Source organism: Candidatus Omnitrophota bacterium, from assembly GCA_023227985.1.
In the GTDB taxonomy this organism is placed as follows: Bacteria; Omnitrophota; Gorgyraeia; order Gygaellales; family Profunditerraquicolaceae; genus JALOCB01.
In genome coordinates, this window is sequence record JALOCB010000018.1 from 1 (window position 1) to 23694 (window position 23694).

Consider the following 23694-nt stretch of genomic DNA (forward strand, 5'->3'; position numbering starts at 1 on the left):
GAAGATGTATTTGGTCCTCTGGCGCTTTTCCCGGTCCTGGCAGTATTCCTGACACTAAGCTTGGTATATCCTTTTGTTATCCTGGCGATAAGCAGTGTTGTAGCTGTGATTTTTGGAATAGGGCATAGTAAATTGCCCGGGATTTTTCCCGGACCGTATAAATATTTAGGCATAGAGACATTGCTCGTTGTTCTAACAGCAGCAGTAATAATCGGCTCTCTTCCCGCAGGCGATACTTCTTATGCGTTATCCTGGGCTTTGAGTATATTTACCGGGTTTAATCTTTTTTCTATGTTTATGCTCTCCTGGGAGGGAAGGGAAACGGGGCGGAGGCAGCAGCAAGCAATCGGTGAATTAAACAGCAAATGCGCCTGGAACCGTTTACAGGCGGCAAAATATTTAAAAGATAAACCGGATGCCGCGGCGATGGAATCTTTGATCCGGCTTTTGGAAGATGAAAGTTATACTGTTTCTTCCGAGGCGTTCAATGCCCTGGTAAATGCCGGCAAGCCTGCGGTTCAACCTTTGGTAATAGCTTTCCAGAATAACGCGTCTTCCGCCCGTATCAGGATGCTGCAGGCTGTAGCCGCTATAGAAGGCCCTCAGGCAATAACTTTTCTGCTCAGGGCTTTGAATGACAATGATAGGCCCGTCCGCGCGGCTGCCCTGGAAGAATTAAGCATGGTCATTTCTGTCGAGAAAGATCAGAATCAAAACAAAGACGGCGGCAAGGGTTTTGATAAGGCAAGGTTTGAAACATTAGCGGAAAGGATGTGTAAGCTTTATTGCCGTCAAGGGCTGCTTGTCGGCTCGGACCAGGAATTTAAGAGATTAGTCTCAGAAGAACTTATTCCATTATTGAATGGTTTACGCCAGATTGAGGTCGCCGAACAGAATAAGCGGCTCAATAGCTCATTAAAAGACGAGAAAACGGATCAATATGTTGAGGACCTGGCGGGTATCATCCGTAAAGAATTGATCGTAAATGATATCAGGATTGATCTGTCCCAAAACAAACATTTGAGTCAAGACCAGGTGAAATGGCTTCATGACAACGTGATCAAACCTTATGCCCGCAGCAGGAGACGTAATGGCTGCGAACGGGAAAAATCCGACGGGGGTATTTACATAGGAGCCCAGAATATGTTCCATATTGACGTCGGCCCATTTACCGGGGAGATCTCTCCGTCAATGCTTTTACGTGAAGGTGTGACTTATGTGATCCTTGGCCATCCTGAACGCACGGCAGGGAGTGTTGGAATCCAGGAATCATATGAGCTGGTTAATAAGAAGATAAAAGCCGCGCTTAAGAAGAATATGACCCCGGTTGTTTGTATAACTGATACCATGAAAGAAAAGAAAGAAGGGCGTTCCAATGCCATGTTGATAAACCGTTTGAGCGAGGCTTTAGCCGGGATATCCGGAAGGCAGGCTCAACGGGTGATCATTGTTTATCTTCCGTTGTGGGTATTGCAACAAGAACGTTCGAAACAAAAAGCAATGGATCCGCTGGCGGTTCAGAGAATTTGTTCATTCTTGCGCCGTTGGCTGGCAGAGGATAAAGGATATGGCCCTAAAACCGCTGAGAATATCCGTTTATTATATGGAAGATTGGTGGATTCTGGCAATGTCGCTGATTTTGTGGCGCAGCCGGATATTGATGGCGTGTTGGTTGGCGAACATTCCACTCCATCGGCAAGCGCGGCTAAGATCATCCTGGGGGCAGAAGAGTATGCCGTAAAGAACGATCGCGCGCCGCTGGTTGTTTTGAACCTTAAATTATTTGAACATGGCGGATGTATTATCCATTATTACGACGATTTGAGAGCGGCTATTTCCGGGGTTAAGAAAACCAAGGTGGTTGTTTGCCCGACATTCCTTGATATACCTTATCTTTCTTTGTTCCTTTCCACTCCGGTAGCCGAAAAAGAAGGATCGGCGCAAGAAAATAATAATTATTTACCAGATGGCGGCCGTGCCGACGGCGGAAGATTAGAGAATAATCCTGAAGCCTGCCGGATAGTCTCAAAATGCCTTGTTGTTGATTGCGACGGGGTTTTATGGAAAGGGATTGTTGGGGAAGATGGTATTGAGGGTATTCAACTTGCCCCGGAACACATATTATTCCAGCAGGTAGTCCAGCATCTCGGTGAATCCGGGGTTATCCTTGCGATCAACAGCAAAAATAACGTTTATGACGTAGAGCAGGTGTTTTGGAACCGCAAAGATATGGTGCTGCGCATATGTGATTTCAGCAGTCACAGGGTTAACTGGTTGGCTAAGGATGATAATCTTAGGGCGATCGCCGCGGAGTTGAATGTAGGTCTGGACAGCCTTGTATTTATTGACGACTCTCCCAGGGAGATCGAACTTATCCGCAAATCTTTGCCTATGGTCCGGGCTCTTCAATTCCCCGCAGATCCTGTTGAAATAAAACAACTGATAGAAGAACTCTATGGTATTTTCATAAAAGGAACTGTTACCGCGGAGGATAAACGCAGGGCGGAGTTCTACCGGGCGCGTGATAGCCGCGAGCAGCTTAAGGCCGCGGCATCTTCTCAGGAAGAATACCTTAATTCGCTCAGGCTTAAGGTTATTATCCGCGAAGGCTTGGAGAATATCCCTTATGCCGGGCGAATTGCGCAGCTTACCCAACGGACCAGCCAGTTTAACCTTACAGGCAAACGTTTTACCGAAGAACAGGTTAAGACGCTTATCTTATCCGACAAAGGCTATCGGGTCTATTCCCTGCAGATGGCTGATAAATTCGGTGATGCCGGGATCGTCGGGGTAATGATCGTATCGTTGTCCTGCGGCCGGGAGGCTATCAAGTGCGGGATAGAAGGGTTTTATCTTAGCTGCCGCGCCATAGGATTAACTATAGAAAACGCTCTTATGGCTTCGGTTATAAAGTATTTGCGCGAAGATAATATCCGGATCGTTGAAGGATGGTATTGCCGCGCTGAGAGGAATAGCCAGGTGAAAGATCTATATCCCAGGTTTGGCTTTGAGATATCCGGAAAAGACCGGTGGATGATCTTGCTGCCCGGGTTTGAGATGAAATCCCCGGGATGGATCAGGATAAACGAATATGGCTCATCCGCGGGCGATCCATCCGCGAATAATGATGGCGGAGAGGCCCTGAATGACCTGATCGCGGAAGAGTATCATAAACTTCCTCTTGCCAGCCGTATTGAAAGAGCGGAAGAGCTGGTTCGGGAATGGCGGGCAATTGTTTCTCTGGAGCCGATAACCCGTAATGACGCGACCCGGTTGCAGGTTATTTCCACCACGATCATATCTTTGACCCCTCTTGAAAGCGATGTCAATACGGTCGACCCGTCATTGCTGGTATCGCTTTACCAGGATATAGCCGGCTTATCCATTACAACATACGAAAAACTGTCTTTGCTTAATATTTTCGAAGACGCAAGGCAAACGCGTAAATTCCAGCTTAAAGCGGCGAAATTCATCTATGTGGCTGATTACGCGCTGGAATACTCATATATAATAAATTTACTGGATGCGGTTAATCTTTATTGTTCTACTGTCCTGCCGAAAGTTATTGTATCAGGAGAGGGGCTGCGCCGGTACGCATTAATCGTTAAATCGGCGGTTTTCGAGGCCTTGACCCGTATAATCCATTTTGTTTGGGGTTTCGCTTATCATAACTGGAGGTGTAGGAAGGAATTCGAATCCGCGAAGGACCGGCTGGTATCTTTAGGGAATACTATTGTTCCCGGACTGTATAACCGGCTTCCGCCTTCAGCAAAGGTCGACCTGATAAAAGTGGAAATGATGTCGCGTCAACGCCGGGATGTGAAAGTCGGCGTGCGCCAGCCCTGGACTTATAAGATCATGTTCTTTTCATATCTTATGCCGTTGATCACCGGGTCACTGGAACTTTTGAGTTGGATCGAGTACGCGCTGGGGATGACCGATACCTTTAATCTGCAAGCGAGTCTGACTAAAATAATCCTGAGTTTTGTCATATCCCTGATTTTTAACTGGTATGTTTTGGGTTTGACAGACGTGTTCTACGAAAAGAACAAGAAGGCTGTTGAAAAATATAAGGGTTACCTGAAAGCCAGACAACTCCAGGATTATAACCGGAAGTTATTGTATGAAGAATACGGGAAGCTTTGGGATAGTTGGAAACAGGAAAAACAAAGCGTGGAAGCCAGCCTGGATGCGGTAATCATCGCCGCGAATGACGACCCATCGTCCTTACGCATAGACCCCCGGGTATTAAAAGACAGGGCTATACCGGTAATGCTCAGGAGGAGCGATTCTATAGGAAGCGGGATGGTTTTTCTGGAAATAATGCGCGCGTGGAAAGATAACCTGACTTTAGGGGAATTCATCGATAAGCTGGGCGTGGATTACGGAAATACGCGCGGCGGCAGGCTAAATAGGGCGAAATTATTGAAGGATACCCGTATCGCCTTGATCCCGGCGGATAAGGATATCTGCGAGTCGCAAACAGACAACATATCCTGGCCGATAAGCGCGGAAGAGATGATTCAGCTTAATTCCGTGGAATTCGCTATATTGAATTGCATCCGCGCCGGCAGGGCGATGAAAGCCGATAATGCCGCGGGGCTGGTCATTCATAACGCGGATGGGGTTTATGTCGGTCCGATACATCGTTATAATGGGATCGTCTTACTGGCCGCCTGGGCGAATATCCGGCAGGCGGTAAACGAGCAGTTAGGGATCATTGTCAGCGATGATAAGCGCAATGTCCTCACTATCTACGAACGCGCCCATATGCGCACCGTGAAAAAACATCAATCATCGATGTATGACTGGTGCAATTTTGATATGAAGCAAGTCTTGGCGAACACAGGGATTGTCATTATCAGCTATGACGGCAAACAATCCAAGGTAATGTCCCGGCTGGCGGAATTCGCCGCGGGTATGCATAAGTTCTTTGTTAAGAAGATATCATCAGAAGGGGATTTCCCTGTGCGCATACGGCTTGTGGCGGATATTATCACTGTATTGGCCCGTCTTAATCAGCGCGCCGATCTTTATTCAGACGTGGTTTCCTCGTATTTTAATTCGCGCATAGACGCCCTGGATAGGGATACTCCTTCATTTGCCAAGCAGAAAGGCCTGCTACGGTCCCTGGGGGATTGGTATTATAAGCGCTTTTATGAGGCGGAAGGTTTCAGGCTTTTTGTCCGGCCGCCCTCACATCATGAGGCGCTTTATTTTCGCGTATCCCGGGAAAGCCAGGTTAATCAAGAGGCGTTCAAGTTGATATCAGATGCGGCGGAGTATGTCCGTTGCCATGATAATCCCTGGAGTTGTTTAAAAGACATCAATGACGCAAAAGACGGCCGGTTTGACGGAGGGGAACAGCCAGACCGCGAGCGGGACAGGGTGGGGCTGATTGCCGAGTATAATAAATTCATTGAAGCGGTAGTAAAATATGTCGCGGATATGCCGCAGAAGAAAGGGAATATAGACATATTGTCGGCGGGCGAAGAAGATATGCCGTATGTCCTGGCAGAGATCAAGAAAAAATTGTCCGAGCGGGGGATTGACGCCAAGATAGTGCTTATAACAAATAAACCTGAAAGCGCTATGTTGGTGCGCAGGCTGAAAGACGAAGAGAAAATAGAATTAAGTCTTGAGAAAGGCGTGATATCCGACGCGAAAGTCTGGGATGTCTGGAAGGATTCCGTTGTTCTTACTATTTCTCCCGCTCCCGGCGGGTCGATGATAAGTAAAATGGCCGCTTTTGCCGTTAAATCGTGCAAGCCTGTTATATTCAGCATGTTGAGAAATAATATTTCCGAACTTTCCAATTTCTCCGGCAAAGGTCCTTTAAAGGAATTAGGCGGGCAAACATATCTTTTTAATATGGTTTCCGCGTACACGTATATCAAGCCATACGAAGCAGCGCAGATGATTAAGGACGGGAAATACCGGGAGGTGTATGATTTCATCATCGCAGCTATAAAGAATAAACACGACTTGAAAGATCGCAATGCCATAAATCAATATCTGGGGGATTTGAAGCGTAGTCTGGGCGGGCATCCGGATATGGTCTTATTGGAGGATGAATTGAACGAAAGGTTTGAGATCGCGATCATCGCCAGTATGATCAATAAGGCTAATTCCCGTCAGGGCGATAATCTGCGGAAAGCCGCGAATATGATGCTGGCCAATATCAAAAAGAGGGCCGCCGGAGAGGGAGAAAGAAGCGCCTATCTCGCGAAGATACGGCAACAAACCGCGCCCGATAATTGGGGTATTGTTATGGCGGTGCTTAACAATATGATCAATCAGGGCAAGTATTTCAGCGACCAGAAATACGAGCAAAAGAAAACAGCCAGGGCTGCCGACTATGATGAGGTTCATAAGGGGCGCGGCGATACCATTCAAGAGGATGTTGCCCGGGAGCTTTATTCTCATTTGGGCGCGCTATTGGATGTGTATGGTCCGGTGCCGGTCAGTGAGGAGAGAGCAAGAGCTATTCACAGCCGTATATTAAGCGAATGTTTACGGAATGCGAGCGGTAAAGATGAGAGGGAAGCGGTTTCCCGGAAGTTGGCTGGGGTCATATTGCTGGCCAAGTCGGCTTTCGAGAAAAATAAGGCGACCGCAGTGGTTAAGTATCTAAGATCGGTTTCCAGTCTTGATGAAGTGAAGTTAAGCAGACAGAAACAAGATGGCGGTAATAATGGCACTAATTATAGTGGTAATATCGTTGACCTGAAGAAAGCTCTTGATACTTCAAGGTTTGGCGGGAAAGCGGCGTCTTTAGCCAAACTCATTGATCTGGGGTATAACGTCCCTCAGGGGTTTGCTGTTTCGTATGAGGTTTTCCAGGAGTTCTTGGAAGAAACAAAAATCCGTGGTTTTATCGCGGATACGCTTGAAAGAGCGCGGAGAGAGCCGGGGAATATCGAAGCGATATTAGCGGTATCGGAATCCTTAAAGAAAGAAATAATGGCGCGGACTATCCCGGACGAGATCGCTGATGAGGTCGTATCTAATTATGCCGCCCTGCGGAAAAGGCATCTTTGCGAGGCGGCGGGATCTTCAGTCATGGTCCGTTCCAGCGCCATAGGCGAAGACGGAATGGAAGCTTTTGCCGGCCAGCACGATTCTTTTGCGAATTTGGTTTCTGAAGAAGAGGTTTTAACCGCGCTTAAGGGTTGCTGGGCTTCGTTATGGAATCCTCAAGCGATCAGTTACAGGCTGAAGAAAGGGCTTGATATCTTTAATGTTAAGATGGGAGTCGTCATTCAGGAAATGATCCCTTGTGATGATGCCTCAGGTATAGCTTTCAGCGTTAATCCTTATTCCAGGGATACCTTTGAGACATTGATCGTTTCTTCATACGGATCATGCGCCGGAGTGGTTTCGGAAGGCGCGCCTGCCGATGAAATAAGCTATGACAATTATTCGCACACTATTAATATATACCGCAGCCGCAAAGCGGATAAAACCTGGATGGCGGCTATCGGGCCGGGCGGGAAGATCCAGAAAAAAGCGCTGCCTGCGCAAAAAGCCCAAGCCTGGTCTATTGATGAGGAACAGCAGCTGGAAATTGCCCAGACAGCAATAATGCTTGAACATAGCCTGGGGTATCCGGTTGATATGGAATGGTGTTTGGATAAAGGCATAGTAATGCTGCTTCAGGCTCGCCGCATAACTACATTCTCTCAGGATAAAGCATTCCCGGTAAAATGGAGCCCTCTGTCAGACAGGCAGTTTGCCTGGGATCTGTATTTAATGGGAGGGGAAAGCACGCCATATACCCCGATGGAGCTATCGCGGTTTAAATATGCGGAAGAAGGCACTCGTTTGGCGCTCATTAATTTCCCGATGAATGTGCGTTTTAAAGAACTCAACGGATTTATGTATAAAACGTATAAAACAGCGCCTTTGAGCCTGCGTATGCTGAAGTTTTTATTAAGGGCCGTTACGCAGACGCTTTTTAATATTTTCTACGCGGGTGTTATCCGATTAGCGGACGGGTTCCCGTATTTCCGCAGGTTTGAGGATAGTTTTAAGAAATTATCCTGGTATTATGTCTGGGATAACGTATTGCCTGAGGTTAAGAAAGATGTCCGTGAGATGCGTATGATGAATCGCTCTGCCGATATCGTTTCTCCGGTTGTTTTAGCCGGATATGTGGAAAGATTCAATCAGATCAGCGTTAGATTCTGGCGGATACATTATGACGCCGCGTTGGCGTTTCTTTCTATGCGCCTCGGAAAATATTTCGCAAAAGACGATTTTATTTATTTGACGCAAGGAGTAAGGACGGTCACAACGGATATGACTGACGCCGCCTGGCTGCTCTCGCGGTCAGCGCGGACAGACCCGGATTTGTGCAGGGAGTTGAAACAGCGGACGGAAATCGCCAGGGAGCGGAAAACAACCGTGGATATGACCGGATTACCGGAAGGGTTCATAAAGGAGCACAAAGTGTTTGTTGATGCTTACGGCAGATTCACGACCAGGATCACGAATCCCGACTGGAGCGAGGACAACCGGGAATTAATGCGGTGGGTAATTGAATTAAGCGAAAAGAATGATGATTTTATTGAGAAAAGAAAACAGGAGTCTATCGCAAAACGTCAGGATAAATTCGCCGGCATTCTTTTTCAGGTTAGTCCTTTAAAACGTTTTTGGGTGGAATTCAAGCTGCGCATGGTTCAGAAGGGTATTCAATATGTCGAGGACCATCATTATTATATTGAACAGAGCCTTGAAGCGGAATACCGGAAGTTGCTTTTAAGTATCGGCAAAAGGTTCGTCAGGGATGGGTTATTGGAACAACCAGAGGATATTTTGTTCCTTACCTGCCCGGAAGTTTTGAAAATACTGTCGGAAACTAAGAAGGCGGTGACTGGCGAAGCGAAAGAACAGTTAATCTCAAGGAAAAAAACCTACGAAGAACAAAAGAAAACTCAGCCTCCGCACACCCTGGGCAAACGAACAGCTCCCCGGGCCGGGAAGCCGGGGAAAGGAACCATAACCATGCTGGATGTGGCTAAAAACAGCCAGGCGGAAAGTTTTATCGCTTCCGCGTTACCCGGGAAATGCCTGTATGGCGAGGGAGTATCGCAGGGGTCCGCTGAAGGAAGGGCAGTCATTGTCCGTTCGATGGATGATTTTGGCAAAGTCAAAACCGGAGATGTTATTGTTTGCGAGGAAGTTACGCCGTTATGGGCCTCTTTGTTCATCGTAGCCGTAGGCGTGGTGGCTGATTCCGGCGATAATATCCTGCAGCATACCGCTATTACCGCCAGGGAAAACGGTATACCGGCGGTAATTAAAACAGAAATAGCCATGCAGACATTGCGGGATGGGCAACGGGTGCGTGTTGATGGGTTTAAAGGCATAGTCGAGATTTTGGAGGAATCGGAGGCAGACGGCGGAAATTCCCCGGGGATACCGTTTTCTTTCTTTTGTCTGCCCGGCAGGGATAAGTGCTGCGCTGACGCGGCGTGCTGTTTCTTGAAGTACACCGCTGATAACGGCAAGCATCTATATCCGGAGATAAACAGTTCGCTAGAGGATGTTTACGGAGATGAATTCCAGATTACAGCCGGAGACGCTTTTATTGCCCAATCGCCCAGGAGTATTCAGGGATTTGATTTCGCGTTTGAATGTTATGAAAAAACCTTCCGCTGCGCCGCACTTCAACTGGTTTTTGCGTATTCGGATGAAAAAGGTTTCGGGGTAACTACGCGGTGCTCGATCTATTTGCGCCGGTCCGCAACTTGCAGCGATTTCCCGTTTCTCAAACCAATCCCCCGTATTTGTCTCTACGAACGTTATCTGCAGAAAAAAGAAGAGAAAATTTCTTATTTTCTGGACACCGCCGCAGTCAGACAAGAAAATATTATTTCCATTGATCTTCCCAAAGATGGATATCCTGCAATCGGCGGGATATATTTCACCCCAAAGGCCTTTGCTGCGTTTGAACGTTTGAAGAGAGAATCCGGATTCAAAGAGATATTTTTGCTTTCCCAGAGGATCCACGGAAGATTCTTCGAGTTGATCCCGGAACGCGATCCGGAAATAAGTATCCACCGCAATCGCCGGGATTGTGACGGCGGGCAGGATCGGGATTTTTCCGGGTGGCTGTTAGTCACGGATTACGACGGAACAATCGCTTTCTACCCTGATAGTGTGCCGGAACGGCTGCAGAATGTGCTCGGTGCATTCCTGAGAAATGGCGGCCGCTGGGTTATTGCTACCGGGCAGGACCCACTCGAGCTCTACTATGATAATCTCGAGCGCACAGGCGTTCTTAAAAACCTGCGTTATTCCGGACAGATGCATATTTTGGGCGAATTGGGAGGGTTTATCGGATATTGCGAAACGAGAGGCGATTTGGTCCTGTCCGAGGACGCCTCGCTTGATCTTTCCGGGGAGCACAAAAAAAGGATCGAAGAAAAGCTTGCTGAAAAGCTCGCTGAGCTGGGGTTGTTGGAGCATCTGGGATCCGGCAAGGATTCTTCCATACAGATGTTCTTTGATAAACGTTCGCTGGTGACGATCCTGGTCAAAGAAAGCCGGTTACAGGAGTATACGGAAGAGATCGTGGAATATCTTTCCCGGGAATTATCCGCGGACGGGCTATATCTTACCAACCATCATAATTTTATCGTAGTCATTAGCCTTTGCACGAAAGGGATCAGGCTGCGGGAATTTGCGCATCGATGGGAAGTGCCGATGAGCCGGATCATCGTCGCCGGCGACAGCGAGAACGATTTCGATATGCTGCGCCTGGTGAATGAGGGAGCCACCGCGGTATTCCTTGGCCGGAAAGAGATACTTCCTTATGACCTCCTGGATAAGGTATTGTTCGCCGCAAACCCGCATGATCTGGCTGAACTGCTTGAAGAGAAGTTCGATCTGGGCATTCTGAATCCCGGACGCGGGGATCAACCCCTGTTTCCGCCGGTCATCGACGCTGAATACAGCCGGTGTTTTGATGAGCGGGAAACCGTAGCGTTGGCGCGGTTGCATTCGATGGGAGAGCCGGAACAGCTTATCCTTTCCGCGATCATCGGCGACCCCGCAGCATTGCGGTTCATATTGGCGGATGAATTCTTGCAGGACGACCGGCTTTGGGACGAAGGCAGCGTTTTTGGGAAAGAATCAGAAATGGCAGGGTTTGATTATCTTAACCGTTTCCGAGGATTTATACCGTCGATCGCGCGATTCGCGCGATACATCCTTGACTCTGCCCGGTATCAAAAGATGCAATTTGCCGTTTTGGGCCGCAGCGCGGATCCTATTTATCATGCTTTGGAATATCTTGCGCATACCCAGCCGGAATACAGCGGTAAAAAAGACGATATCCTGCTTATAGACTTTTCGTTCAATAAAATCAAGGAACTATACCGCATGCACGACAGGCTTTCTATGATCGACGTCTGGCAGCAGGAAGTGGATTTAGCGTTTCAAGCGATGGCCGCGGAATATGCCCCGTATTTCTCCCGGTATTTTCAGAAAAATGGGCTGGACTATACGCGCGACATATTGTTTATCGATATTATCGGAGGTTTTCTGAAGGATTCTATCTCAACCGCGGAATTCCTTAATATGATGCTTGTCGGGTCAGGGTATATACAGAGGGGCAATTTTCATCATATTGCCGGTACCGGTCATGCGGGCGGCGTATTAGACGACCCCCGATGGGACGCCGTCCATGAACGCTACGAATATCACGAGCATATTTCCTCGGCAATATGGGAGTTCTGGGTGGATACCCATTATCGCAGCGGCAGGGATTATATTATCGAGATCGTAAATGGGGAACTGCGCGTGTCTTATTATGATTGCCTTTATCCGTCTAAACCGGTAAATACGTACCAGCAATGGTTATCTAAAAGGGAGATCTATCTGTATTTTTTAAGGGATGCGGCCGGTCAGCAAGATGGCGGGAGCAAAGGCATACGTTTAAGCTTTACCGCCGGAAGTTCCGGGAGGATCACTTGTGTTGATGGCGCATGTTGTTTTATGCGTTCGCCTGCGGGGTTCACCGGCGTACGCGGGATGTCCGGGAGTTCAGGGAATATACGCGGCCCGACCGCTAAGGCGGATATGCTTCTTCTGTATTATCCCTTCTTTACCCTTCGCGAAAACTTTCCCTTAGAAAAATACATTATTAGATGGTCCTGCGCCGCGCTGGCAATGGTGCTTGATTATGCCCCTGCCACAGGATTCACTTTCAGGGCTAATTGTTCTCGGTATGCGACGCGCCTGAGCGATTGCAGTAATTATCAGCAAAAACTTAACGATGATGATATCTGTTTATGTGAACAGCATGTCCGCCGGCAGATCGCGCTTTACTATCTTCTGCGTAAGTCCAGCGTAACGAAAAACAAAATAATCACTTCCTTGGGGCCGGATTTTCAGTCATTAAGCGGTATTTTGTATACTAAGCGGGCTTTCAGTATGCTGGAAAGCGATATTTTTAGGCCTATTGAGCTTTCATTGACGTCTGGATCCGCGCCTGAGCGTTTCTTCGTTTTTAATCCCGCCAGGGATAGAGATGTGAGTATTTATAACAGACAGCAGGCATATCTCTACAGGATAAATAATGGATCATCTGACGGCGGTACTCCGGATAAAGTAACTACTAAGCTGTCTGAAGAAGCCGTTTTAAAGGCCCTTGACGGGCACGAGGGATGGTTTTTTCGGCTTGGTTCGCCGATTGGGCCCGGCTGGGCAATGACTGACAGGCTGCTTGCCGGGCTGAACAGCAGCGACGAAAGAATAAATACGATTTCCCGAAGGTTTGCCGCTAAGCTGCTTTGCGAACACTTTTGTGACCAGTTGCTGCTTGAGGAATATCCCGAGTGGGGAGAGTTTATTTATTTTATGGAGGAGATCCTGAGGACTGTAACTGATGCCGGACTGAAGGCTAGCGTACAACAACTGCTGGATGAAACGCGGATGTTCGTTGAATCCGGGATGACTGAGCTTATGCCGAAGGGGATGCTTGGTTCCAGGCTATCTGAGGACGCGATAAATTATTTTGAAATCGGGCTGGAATCTGTTTACTACGAGCTTCTTAAAAATGCCAGGTATGACATCTTTATACGAAATGCCATTAGAGACCTTTACGGGGTAGAGGCCCCGGTATGTTACATTAAAATACCGGCTGTTTCTATCGCGGACAATGCCGCTTTGGTCGCAATTGAAGAGGGTATTATACCTCGACGGATGAAGTCCGGTACGGGCTATTGTGGATGGGGTATTTTTGAGATAACTCCGCGCGAAAGAGAAAAATCCGTCAGCTACGGGGAAAGCCCGTATGGCGGCATCCATATACGCCACAAAATCAGCGAACGGGACGATATTATACTGGGCGGCAGCCGTCCCCTTGATCTTGCCTACCGCATGCATAAACACCTTGACCGCGGGTGGAATCCTCCCCAAATGCTTACTGCCGAGGAAGAGGTTATAAACAGCGTGCAGCGCCTGCGGTTGGATATCGATCTAATGAAAAAAAGCCGCGGAGAAGCTGTGCGGGAGATCGAAAGATTTTTGCATGACCGCTATTGGCGTTTTAGCACCGGCAGTACGAATTATTACGAAAAATGGGGGCGGGATTATGTTGATAAAAGTAAGCGGATATTAGACCTTATTTATCAACGGCAGGAGGAAGGATGGCCTGGGGCCCGGATATCCGGGATACTCCTTAACGCGGAAACATTGGATGAGGCGTTCCGGAGTTTATTAAATGAACCTGCCGCATCATCGGACAGCGGCCGGAAAATAAATAAGCGCGCAGGGAAAACGGAGGGGATCCTTGATAAATTGAGAAGTATTTTAAATGGTGATCCTGTTGATTCTGATAAAGAACAAATGCCTTTGATTGAAAAAAATGCTCCTGATTGTCGCGATGACGGGGGGGAGGACGTCAAAAAGAGGATAGACCGGATTAACGCGCTTATGATGGTTGAATCCTTCGGTCTGGTGTTATGGGTATGGGGATTCTCCGATGTTTTTGTTTCCGAAGGGTATCCCCGGCTGATGGGGATCTTTTTAACTATGGGTGTAGTATTAGGCGTTTGCCTTGTCCCAGGAGTGGTTTTTAGACTGTATTCTTATGCTATGGATAAACAGCAGAAAACAGACTTGTTCTATAAGACCCTGGAAGTATTGCCGACCCTCGCTTCCGATCATAACGCGTCACGCAAACTTATTGAATTCATCGGGCTTAAAAGTAGCCATCCGATGCTGCTTATCTACTCCGGCTGTGGCAGCAGAGTTCCGCTTTTAGAGGAGATCAAAAATAAGTACCCGCTTATTAAGGCAGTGGGGATAGATTGTTCTTCATATCAGATATCCCTGGCCAGAAAAAGCCTTGGGATTAAAAACGACACTGAGCATATCCGTTTTATCGAAGGTTTCGATTACGCGGGAATTCCTCTGGCTGAAGGCAGTGCCGGAAAAATAGTAGTTGAGTGTATGCAGCATACCTCGTATGTTAACTCGAAAAAGGCCTTTGCCGAATACAGCCGGCTGCTTGATAACGGCGGGGAGTTGATCATAGGTTTCCTCGACTGGAGCCTTTATCTGCATCGTTTATTCAATGCCTGTTTTGGCGTGGCTTCGGGAATTATGCCGCATCTCTGGAAAGAAAAAGATGTGTCTGTGCTGGCCGGAAATAATAATCTCGAAGAAGTGGATAGGATAGCGATTGAATCTATAGGCACGCGCTTTATATTCTACCGGTTCAGACGTTATGACAGGAATACCTCCGTTGAATTCCGGCAGGTCGGTAATAATACCGACGGCGGTAGCGTAAAGGAGCATCGCGTCGCATCTTTTCCCGACGGCGGTAGCGTAAAGGAGCATCGCGTCGCATCTTTGAAAGACGGCGGTAAAGCAGAAGCGTATCGCGTCGCATCCTTACGCGACGGCGGCCAGGTAGCAGTGCTTAAGAAATACGGCGGCGCTAATCTGATCTCGGATAACGGGCAGCAACTGGTATTCTTGATGTGCAGGCATAATTGGGCCTATCCCGCCTGGTGGCTAGGGCTGCGTAAATTAGGCATAAAAAGCGCGGCGGTCATTCATGTCGATTTTCATCATGATCTTTGGCCGAATTTTAATACGATCTGGCTGCCGAGCAATGAGCAGGAAGTGATAGGCCAGGCCGCCGCCAATGAAGTGGATATCAGTAATTTCATTGAGCCGGCTATCCGTCAATCCCTGATCTCGGAAATATACTGGTGCTCGCGGTTCGGCGCCGCTGGCGATCAGGATTTGCCGCTTTTTGAAGGATACGAATATCTGCGGATGCTGGGGAAGGGGCTGGGGCTTGCCAGGCTCCCTGATTTCTCCCAGGGATCGAAACGCCTGATACTTGATATCGATCTGGACTTCTTTGCCTGTTATAAGAGGATGGCGGATGAGAATGGGGTGTATTTCAAAGCGGATATACTGGATAAAGACGATGAATATCGCGGCGTGCTTGTATCTCCGGTCATCCCGGGGGAGAAAGAGCCCAGGCAGATATATTTCGGCAAGCCTGGTTCGCTGAATAGCGAGGAAAATATCAAGGGTGAAATATGTTCTTCTATTAAGAAGGCTGTTCAGACGCTTTCCGCTAAAGGAGTAAAACCAGCGATAGTGACTATTGCCCGTTCCCCTGGATATACTCCCGGATATTTAATTAATTTTATCGCCGATACGCTTCTGGAAGAACTCGTTAAGGGAGCGATAATCCCTCAGGTGTTCCGCTCGCCATTTCTGACCGGCGCCGACGGCGGTCAAACCGCCTCTAAAGACCAAAGGCTGGAGCGGGTAATATTCGATGCATGGTGCCGATTAGTCCGTATAGGAGATATTGAGGAACTGAGAAATATGGATATTGTTGAGTTCTCCAGGCATATAGGCGCTAAGCCGGTTAGAGAAGCGGTGGAATGCGGTGGATTCCGGATCAGCAGCGGTCCAAAGTTATTTACCATTACCAGCAAGCAATGGAGATTGATGGCTGCGGGCCGGCAGGATATTAAGCTAAAAAGAGCCTTAAATGACCATGGAATAGTAGAGAGGCTTATTCGTAATGGCTCGGATTGGGAAAAGAGTAAAAATAATGACATGCTTTATAACGCCGCTAATCCGGACATTAATGGTCCGGGCATGTACTATGTGCGCGCCCCGGGGTATAAATATGATAAGTTCGGATTTTTTCACGAACTATTAGAGTTATTTATCTCAGATGCCGGGTTGGAAGATGCGGCTTTGGCGGACCGCGAAAGACCTGTTCCTCACGCGTCTATAAAAGTGATCGAACACGAGATGCGTTTCGCCGCTTTATTAGGGGATTTTGAATTAGATAAGGTTATTGGGCAATATTCATTCGAGGAGCGGCAATCGTTCCGGTTCAAGGGCGCGGAGGAAATACCGCATATCGAGAGATATTTTAAAGAAGTGGATATGTTGATATTCTCAGCGGGGCATCCGATCAAGCGCTTGCTCGCGAAGGGCCGTCTTCCTGAGACAGTTGAATTCGAAATAGCAAGCCGGGAATTATGGGATAAAGCGCGGGCCGCTGTTATTGATAACACTCCTGTTGCCGGCCTTGACGGCGGCAAAGTTGTTAAGGATAACCGCAGGATCCCGCGCTACGGCGACCCGGATTTCTGGCCGGGTAAGATGCCGGTAACTACCAAAGATCTTTTGAACCTGGGAGTATTAAGGGATACGCAGGGGCGTCCGGTTTGGGATTTCGAGAATATTCTGAAACGATTTATCGATAACGCCTCGCCTGAAACAGTGATCATGCTGCAGAAGCGTTTGCAGAAGCCTTTCCGGACGCATAAAGAGATACTGTATAACCACACGATCGTTAATAGTTTCCTGGATGGGGTTTTGCCGGTTTCATCCGCGGATGTTACAGCGGAATCCAGTAGACAGCAGGCCATTAAGAAGGTAGAAAGGCTGGTTTCATGCATCCGGAAGTTCTCCGAGCTGAAGCGCCAGTATAACCGTGATCTGCGCCGGCTCAGGGGAGGACACTACGGAATAAAGTATTTCGGCAAACTCCATAAATACCGCCATTCGGAGATCTATCCGGAAAATACCCGGGCATTAATGACCGCAGGGGCGGCCGTCTTGATGCTGGCGGAAATACTCGAGAATTTACCTGAAAGCGCGCACCCTGTTATCAACGCATGGCGTAAGCGCATTGAGGAAACGCTGAAGCATCCGGATATAAGCCTGTTCAGGGAACGGGAAGATTTCATCAATATGAGTTTGACCGGTTATCCTGGATTCATGATCAACTTTGAAAAGGCGAAAAAGAAGGCCGGCGAGGAATGCCCGTATTGGTTAGAAGATCTCGAATATCAGATAAGCCAGTTTGACGCCAGGGCGGAAGATGCCAAGATAATACGGGAAACGGCGTGTAAAGAATTTACTTTTCTGTCGGACAGGTTCAAGGACCTCTGGAAACGCATCCCCGCTCCTAATAATAACGGCCCGGTTAAGTATTTCGCTTATAAGTACGCTTTCCTGCGCAGTTTCCCGCATTCGCTCATGCAGAATCCGCTGGCGCAGTTGAACTTTTATTGTTGTATAGCGCTTATGCTGCTTGAGGATGATTGCCGGATGCCTTTGCTGGCAGACAATCCCGGGGTGATCACGCTGGCGGAATACCGTAATCCTTTGCTTATGTTCCGCAGGGTTACGGATAATTCATCGAATAAGGGGATCCAAGGACAGGATGAAGAAAACATAATGGACCGTCTTTTTAAATTGTTGCGTTCCGGCAAAGCTGAAGAAGAAAAGTACGTGGATATCCATCCGGTGAGCATAGAGTTGGGCGGACGTGACAACGCTCTGCTTTTGAGCGGTCCGAACATGGGCGGTAAAACAACCACAGCCCGCGGTGTCGGCATGGCGGTCTTGTTGAGCCAGATAGGTTTACCGTTACCGGCGGAACACGCGCGGCTCTCGGTTTTCAGGAATATCTATATGGTATTCGCTTCGAGACAGGAGCCGTTGCATGAAGGCAGCGGTTACTTCGGAGGGTTGGTGAGCAGTATCGCTGAGATTATCCGTAAGGCCGGCCCTGGGGATCTGGTTATCCTGGATGAGGCGCCTACTGGCACAGACTATCGTGATCTTGTAGCCATCAGTGTTGTCCTTCTGGAAGATATGATCAATACCGGCGCCACTATAGTGGTAACCGGACATCTGAAAAAGGCGTTTGAGATAGTAGCGCGGCAGACAGGGTTGACTCCCTGGCAGCATACAGTGACTGAAGTTGACGGGAAAGTAACTCCTGACTTCGGCCTTGTTTACGGAATTGCCGGGCATAGTTACGCCATAGAGCTGCTGGACGAGGCCGGGATGCCGGAGGGGATCAGTCAGCTCAGCCGCGTATATTATGAGGTCATTACTTCCGGCAAAGAGCGCGAATTACCGGGCATAAGAATACCGGTTGTCAGGTCAACCGCGGTATCAAAAGAAGACGGAAAGGAAGTTACCCCGGATAACCATATGCTGACAGATACACTTTTGACCATATATCAAAACAGATTTTTTAGCAAGAGCGAAGAGCGCTATATAATGGAGAGGTTCGCGGGTTTGTTCAGCGCGGAAGCTGTCGATTTATCCGCAGCAGGCAGGAAACTCCGGCTTACCGGTATCCTGGCGGCTATGGGGGAAGAGCGGCTTGTCTGGTTGTCAAAACAGATAGCGGAATTTAATAATGTCATGCTGGGCATGAAAATGGCGCAACTTGCCAAGCTGATGGCAGGTAATTTTTCCGTGGAAAACGCGCAGCGATCCCTTAAGGATATCCAAAAGATACTGGAAATTATCTCTGCGGAGTTCCCGAACCAGGAAGAAGGCGTGGAAATGGTTTGCGCTCTGCGTGATGTACTGATCCGGTTTCCTGAAGTCCAGGAGTTGATCAAGGATGATAAGGTCGCCGATAAGAATAAAGAAAAAGCAATGGATAGCCTTGTGGAACTGGCGGAATCAGTGGTTGTCCAGATAGACAATAACCTGGGGATCGCCAGGGCAGTTCTGTATTGGGGATTGAGCCCTCCGGATTTTGCCTCCGGCAAAGGTATATTCACGCTCAGAAACAGCAAGCCATTCTTCCCCCCGGGTGTCCCGTCTTTCTTCAGGAGATTCGCCGAACCTTTCCTCGCCTCAGCGATAAAACAATCATTTGCCACAGATACCGGTAAACCGCTGGTGGTGATCACCGGGCCTAATTCCAGCGGTAAAACAGCCATGCTTTTTAATTGCTGGCTGAACGCGTTGTTCGCGGTAAGGGGTTTCTATGTGTCCGGCAACCTGGAGATCGGCGGGTTTGACAGGGTTTTCTCGTTCTTCGGCGGATATGACAATGTTACCAAGGGCGAAAGCTACTTCTTTAATGTAATTAAGCGTTACAGCGTGATCATGAGCCAGGTCACCCCTGACAGCCTGGTTATCTTGGACGAAATGCACGGCACGGATAATTTCGAGCTGGCGGCTATTCAATGCGCGGTCCTGCATTATCTGGCCGCGTTGAACTGCACGGTTATATTCAATACCCACATCAGAGACGGATTGGAAGTAGTGGCGCGCCACGCGCCGGTCGCTTTTTGGAAAACGGATGTCGAGCTTGATGCCGCCGAGTCCAAGCTTATCCCGCAATATACCGTGTCTCCTGACCCCGGCCTGGAAAGCCAGAGTTTCGGCCTGGTTATCGCCGGACGCTGGATGTCTGCGGGTCAGCAGGCCAGGGCGCTGGAAATATTCCGCGGGCTTTCCGAAGGTACTTTTAACAACGCCGGCGGCGCCGGTCTCGAGAGAATGACTATTGATGAATGCAAACAAAAACTGTTGGCAGATATGTTGGAGATCAAAGAAGAAAATTTATCTTTGTGCGAATTAATGGGCAAAGGGGCGGTTGTTTTATCCGCGGGTGATTTTGTGACTTTTGAAACTGAGATTTATTCCGGCATAATAAGTAAAGTCCGGAATATTCAAGATAAGATAAGCGAAATAAGAAGCCTGCCGGCAGTGTTAGGTTTTGTCGAACCAGATATTAAACGAAAAGCGGATGTTTTTTTGAAAAATATCGCGGAGGAATTCGCGGTGGATAAGGTTGTAATCATTTTTGGGGTTTTTGGATATGACGATTTTAACTATTCGTACGGGCTAACCAGAGAAGAATTAATCGCCTTTTATATGAATAGTCGCGAGAGAACGAATTCAGATATGGAAACCGCGGTGACGGGACATGGATATTGGGAAGATAATGAAGACGCGGCTATTAAGATAGTTATCGGGCGTTCAGCAGAGAATATGAAAATAAGCGGGATGTTAACCGGGGCGGATCAAGAAAAGTTGATGGATTGGATAAATACCCGTTTTGTTTCCGGGGAAACCCCTTGGGTAGAAATAAAGAATTTCATGCGAGACAATCAGTATTCCGCTTTTGACCGGTTTATGATGTTATTACGACATAACGGCGGTCTTGATATGTTAAGAATAGTTATATTGCCGAATATATTGCAAGTAATCCCGTTTTATGAAGAAGTCAAAAAGAGCAGTGAAAGATCCGCGGTGGAAAAAATGATAAAATGGCTTAATTCCGGATATAAAAACGTTCTTATGAATGAGATCGACACATTTTTAGATATTCTCAGGGCGGGAACAGATTTTCAGTCCAGGGAGATCACTTCCTATGTTCAAAATAGAGTTATGTTATTTCAGGATGAGGCAGTAGCAAAAGGGCTGGATTTCGAAGCTAATTTGATCGATATGGAACTTGTGATTGCCCGGTGCGATCTTAATCTTTTAGGAGTTGTAATAGATAATGTTATACAAAACGCGATCAAATATACGGAAAAGGGAAAAATCACAGTTATTTTGAGCAAGGACTACCAAGAGCCGGGAGATCAGGAATGCGCCGTAATAGAAGTTATAGATACCGGCATCGGTATACCTAAGGATGAGCAAGGAAAAATATTTACCAGGCACTATCGAGCCAGCAATGTGGGGGATATCCATGGAACAGGCATTGGTTTGGACGCGACCGCTTATATAGTCTCGACTATGCTGGGTAAGATAAAAATAGACTCTGATCTGAACAGGGGGACAAATTTAAGGATTGAATTGCCATTGGCTAAGGAGAGCGAAACAACTTATCGCGTTGACGGCGGGATCGCGTCGGATGATGAAGAATCGCTTGCCTTTCTCAAGAGAAGGTTGTGGAAAGAGTTGTTTAAGGGCAAATTCCGCGACGCGCGGCTTTCCTGGGAATTGATGCGTTTTATCGATCGCCAGTATTTTTTTGAATGTCTGCCATTCAAAGAAGGGTCATTGATCTCCGTAGAGGGCGCGTATATAGCATTTGCTGATTCCATAGCCAAATCGTATAGCGGTAAGGTGGTTGAAGTGGGAATCGGATCGGAAACAATTGTAGCTCGCCGGTTAGCTGAAAAAGGCAGGCAAGTTTTTGCTACTGACGTATATAAAGCAAAGTACTTAGAGGATGATAGTTTCAAGTTTATCCTGGATAACATCAAAAATCCTAATCGTTCGATCTACGAAGGGGCGTCGCTTATCTATGCGTTGCATCCTTATGATGAAATGTGGAAACCGATGGCGGAGATGGCGTTGAGCGTCGGAGCATCATTGGCGATCATGCCTCTTGTTTGGGACGAGGATTATGTGGAATTGCGGGATTATCCTTTGCGAATGAGCCTGTTCTTAAAAGGAGGGCATTATCCGGGATTTATCTTGTATGAGCCGTTTCGCTCCGGATCCCGCGAGCGCGACGGCGGCGGAATTGGTCAAAAAGAATTGGATAAACGGGATAAGGATGTTTTGAGTGATATTTCTATCTTGATCCAAAGCTATGTTTTTCAGGAAGGCCTTCTTGATTTCCGCGCCCTGGATGCGGAATCCAGAAAACAGGCTGAGGCGCAACAGAAAATACTTGAAAAGGTCAATGGGGAATCTTGGATAAAGTTTGCCGTAGCTGCCCTGAAGAGAATGGAAAAATCGGTCGAGGGGCAGATTTTTGTAATGACAAAAGTTATACCTCAATTTCTTCTTGATCGGGGGCCGTATCAGAGGGCGATATGCCGGGCGTTCCTGGCTACTGAATCAGGGAAAGAATTTAACGATCAATTGACAGAAATCCTTCTTGCCAATACACGGCGTTCGGCCAATAGGCCGCACACCATAGGCGTAAAGTTTAATTACCGTTTTATTTGGATTGTGTTGTCGCTATTTGATGCGCATTGGTTGAATTATATACATATCATACGGATAGTAAAGGCGTTTTGCCGTGAGAGTAATGACCGAATGAATATTCTGGATATGGGGTGTGGAGTTCTTAGCCCGTTGGTTTGCGGGGCGCTCGGCGGCGCGCAGGTGAATTATACCGGGCTGGATATCGACCCGGTTTTAACGGCGTTCAATGGAAGAACAGCGAGGATCTTAAGAAGAAGGAATAACGGATTTTTGACCGGGTTGGCGGGGAAGATGCCGTTAACCGATGAAAGCGTTGATGTGATTATAATTGGTTCGGCTGAGGCCGATATGCGTGAAGTCAAAAGAGTGCTTAAACCTTCCGGGATCGTGGTTTTGACTTGCCACGACCTGGAAACAGTGCATTTCATTTATCTGGCTATGTTGAACAAAGCTGGATTTGAGATAATCGAGGAAGGGTTTTCTTCCCCTATGAGGCACACCTTTATCCTGGCCGACAAATCCGTAAACGGCAAGACTCAGGCTTTGTCGATAAACGTGGCGGAGGGATATAAAGGTATTACCTTGGAAGCGATTATCGATCAGAGGAAGACAGAGCAAAATAAGTTTATGTTCGGCTGGATTTTGTCAGGGCTCTGGCTGGTTGTTGCCCCGGGAATGATTTTTCATGATTTTAACCTGTTTTTAATCCCTATACAGTTGTTCTGCTGCCTGGGGATTTCTTTTGTAGTAAGCGGGCTGCCGCTGCCTAACATTACCAGTGATCGTTTTAAGGCGATTTCCCGGAATAAGGAAAAACTCCGGCAAGCTGAAGGAAGACAAAGTGAAAATACCGACGGCGGATGCGCTTATTCCATCGCGTGGTGGCAGTTGTTATACTATTGTCCGTATGGCATCCCTCATGAGACCGGCCATTATCTCGCGTACAGGATCTTAGGTGAAAAAGCAAGTTTTGTGATTTTTAATGAAAGCTGTTTTTTTCTCGGGAAACCTGGTGTTTGGGGCGATATCAGCGGCCGGACACAATTGCAGCGGTACAAGAGAGAATGGTTTATAACGTTTATGGGTCCAGCCGCTGACCTGATAATGGCTTTTACGCTCATTTGTATTGGGGCGCATAACGGGTTTTCTCCATGGATCTGTTTTGTGATTATCTCTCCGTTATTTATATACCTGGGGCTTGTAAATCTTTTCACACGGGAGAAAGGAAGCGATGGCGCGAGATTATGGGAATTGGATGGGTTGATCGAATGGGAGAAAGAGCATCCGTCTGAAATGATCCGTGGTCCCAGGGGGATAATTGTTCGTTTGATCACCGACAGCGGTATGCCCCGTAAAACAATTGAACCGGATGAGCGGGAGCATAGTGAGGATAAAAGCCTCGTGGTAATAGATGAATTGTCGCAGTGCGCGGGAAGGGATGTTACTCCGTATGAGGGCGTTGAGTGGCTGGATGATATAAAA

At 47.7% G+C, this 23694-nt stretch carries 1 protein-coding gene (only partly in view); it reads left to right on the forward strand.

Features of this window, described 5'->3' with window-relative positions; genetic code table 11:
* On the forward strand, positions 1–23694 hold part of the coding region annotated (locus tag M0R35_05135) for an HAD-IIIC family phosphatase (protein ID MCK9595044.1) (this coding region is incomplete at both ends). Its footprint extends 6000 nt past the window's final position; 23694 of 29694 annotated nt are visible.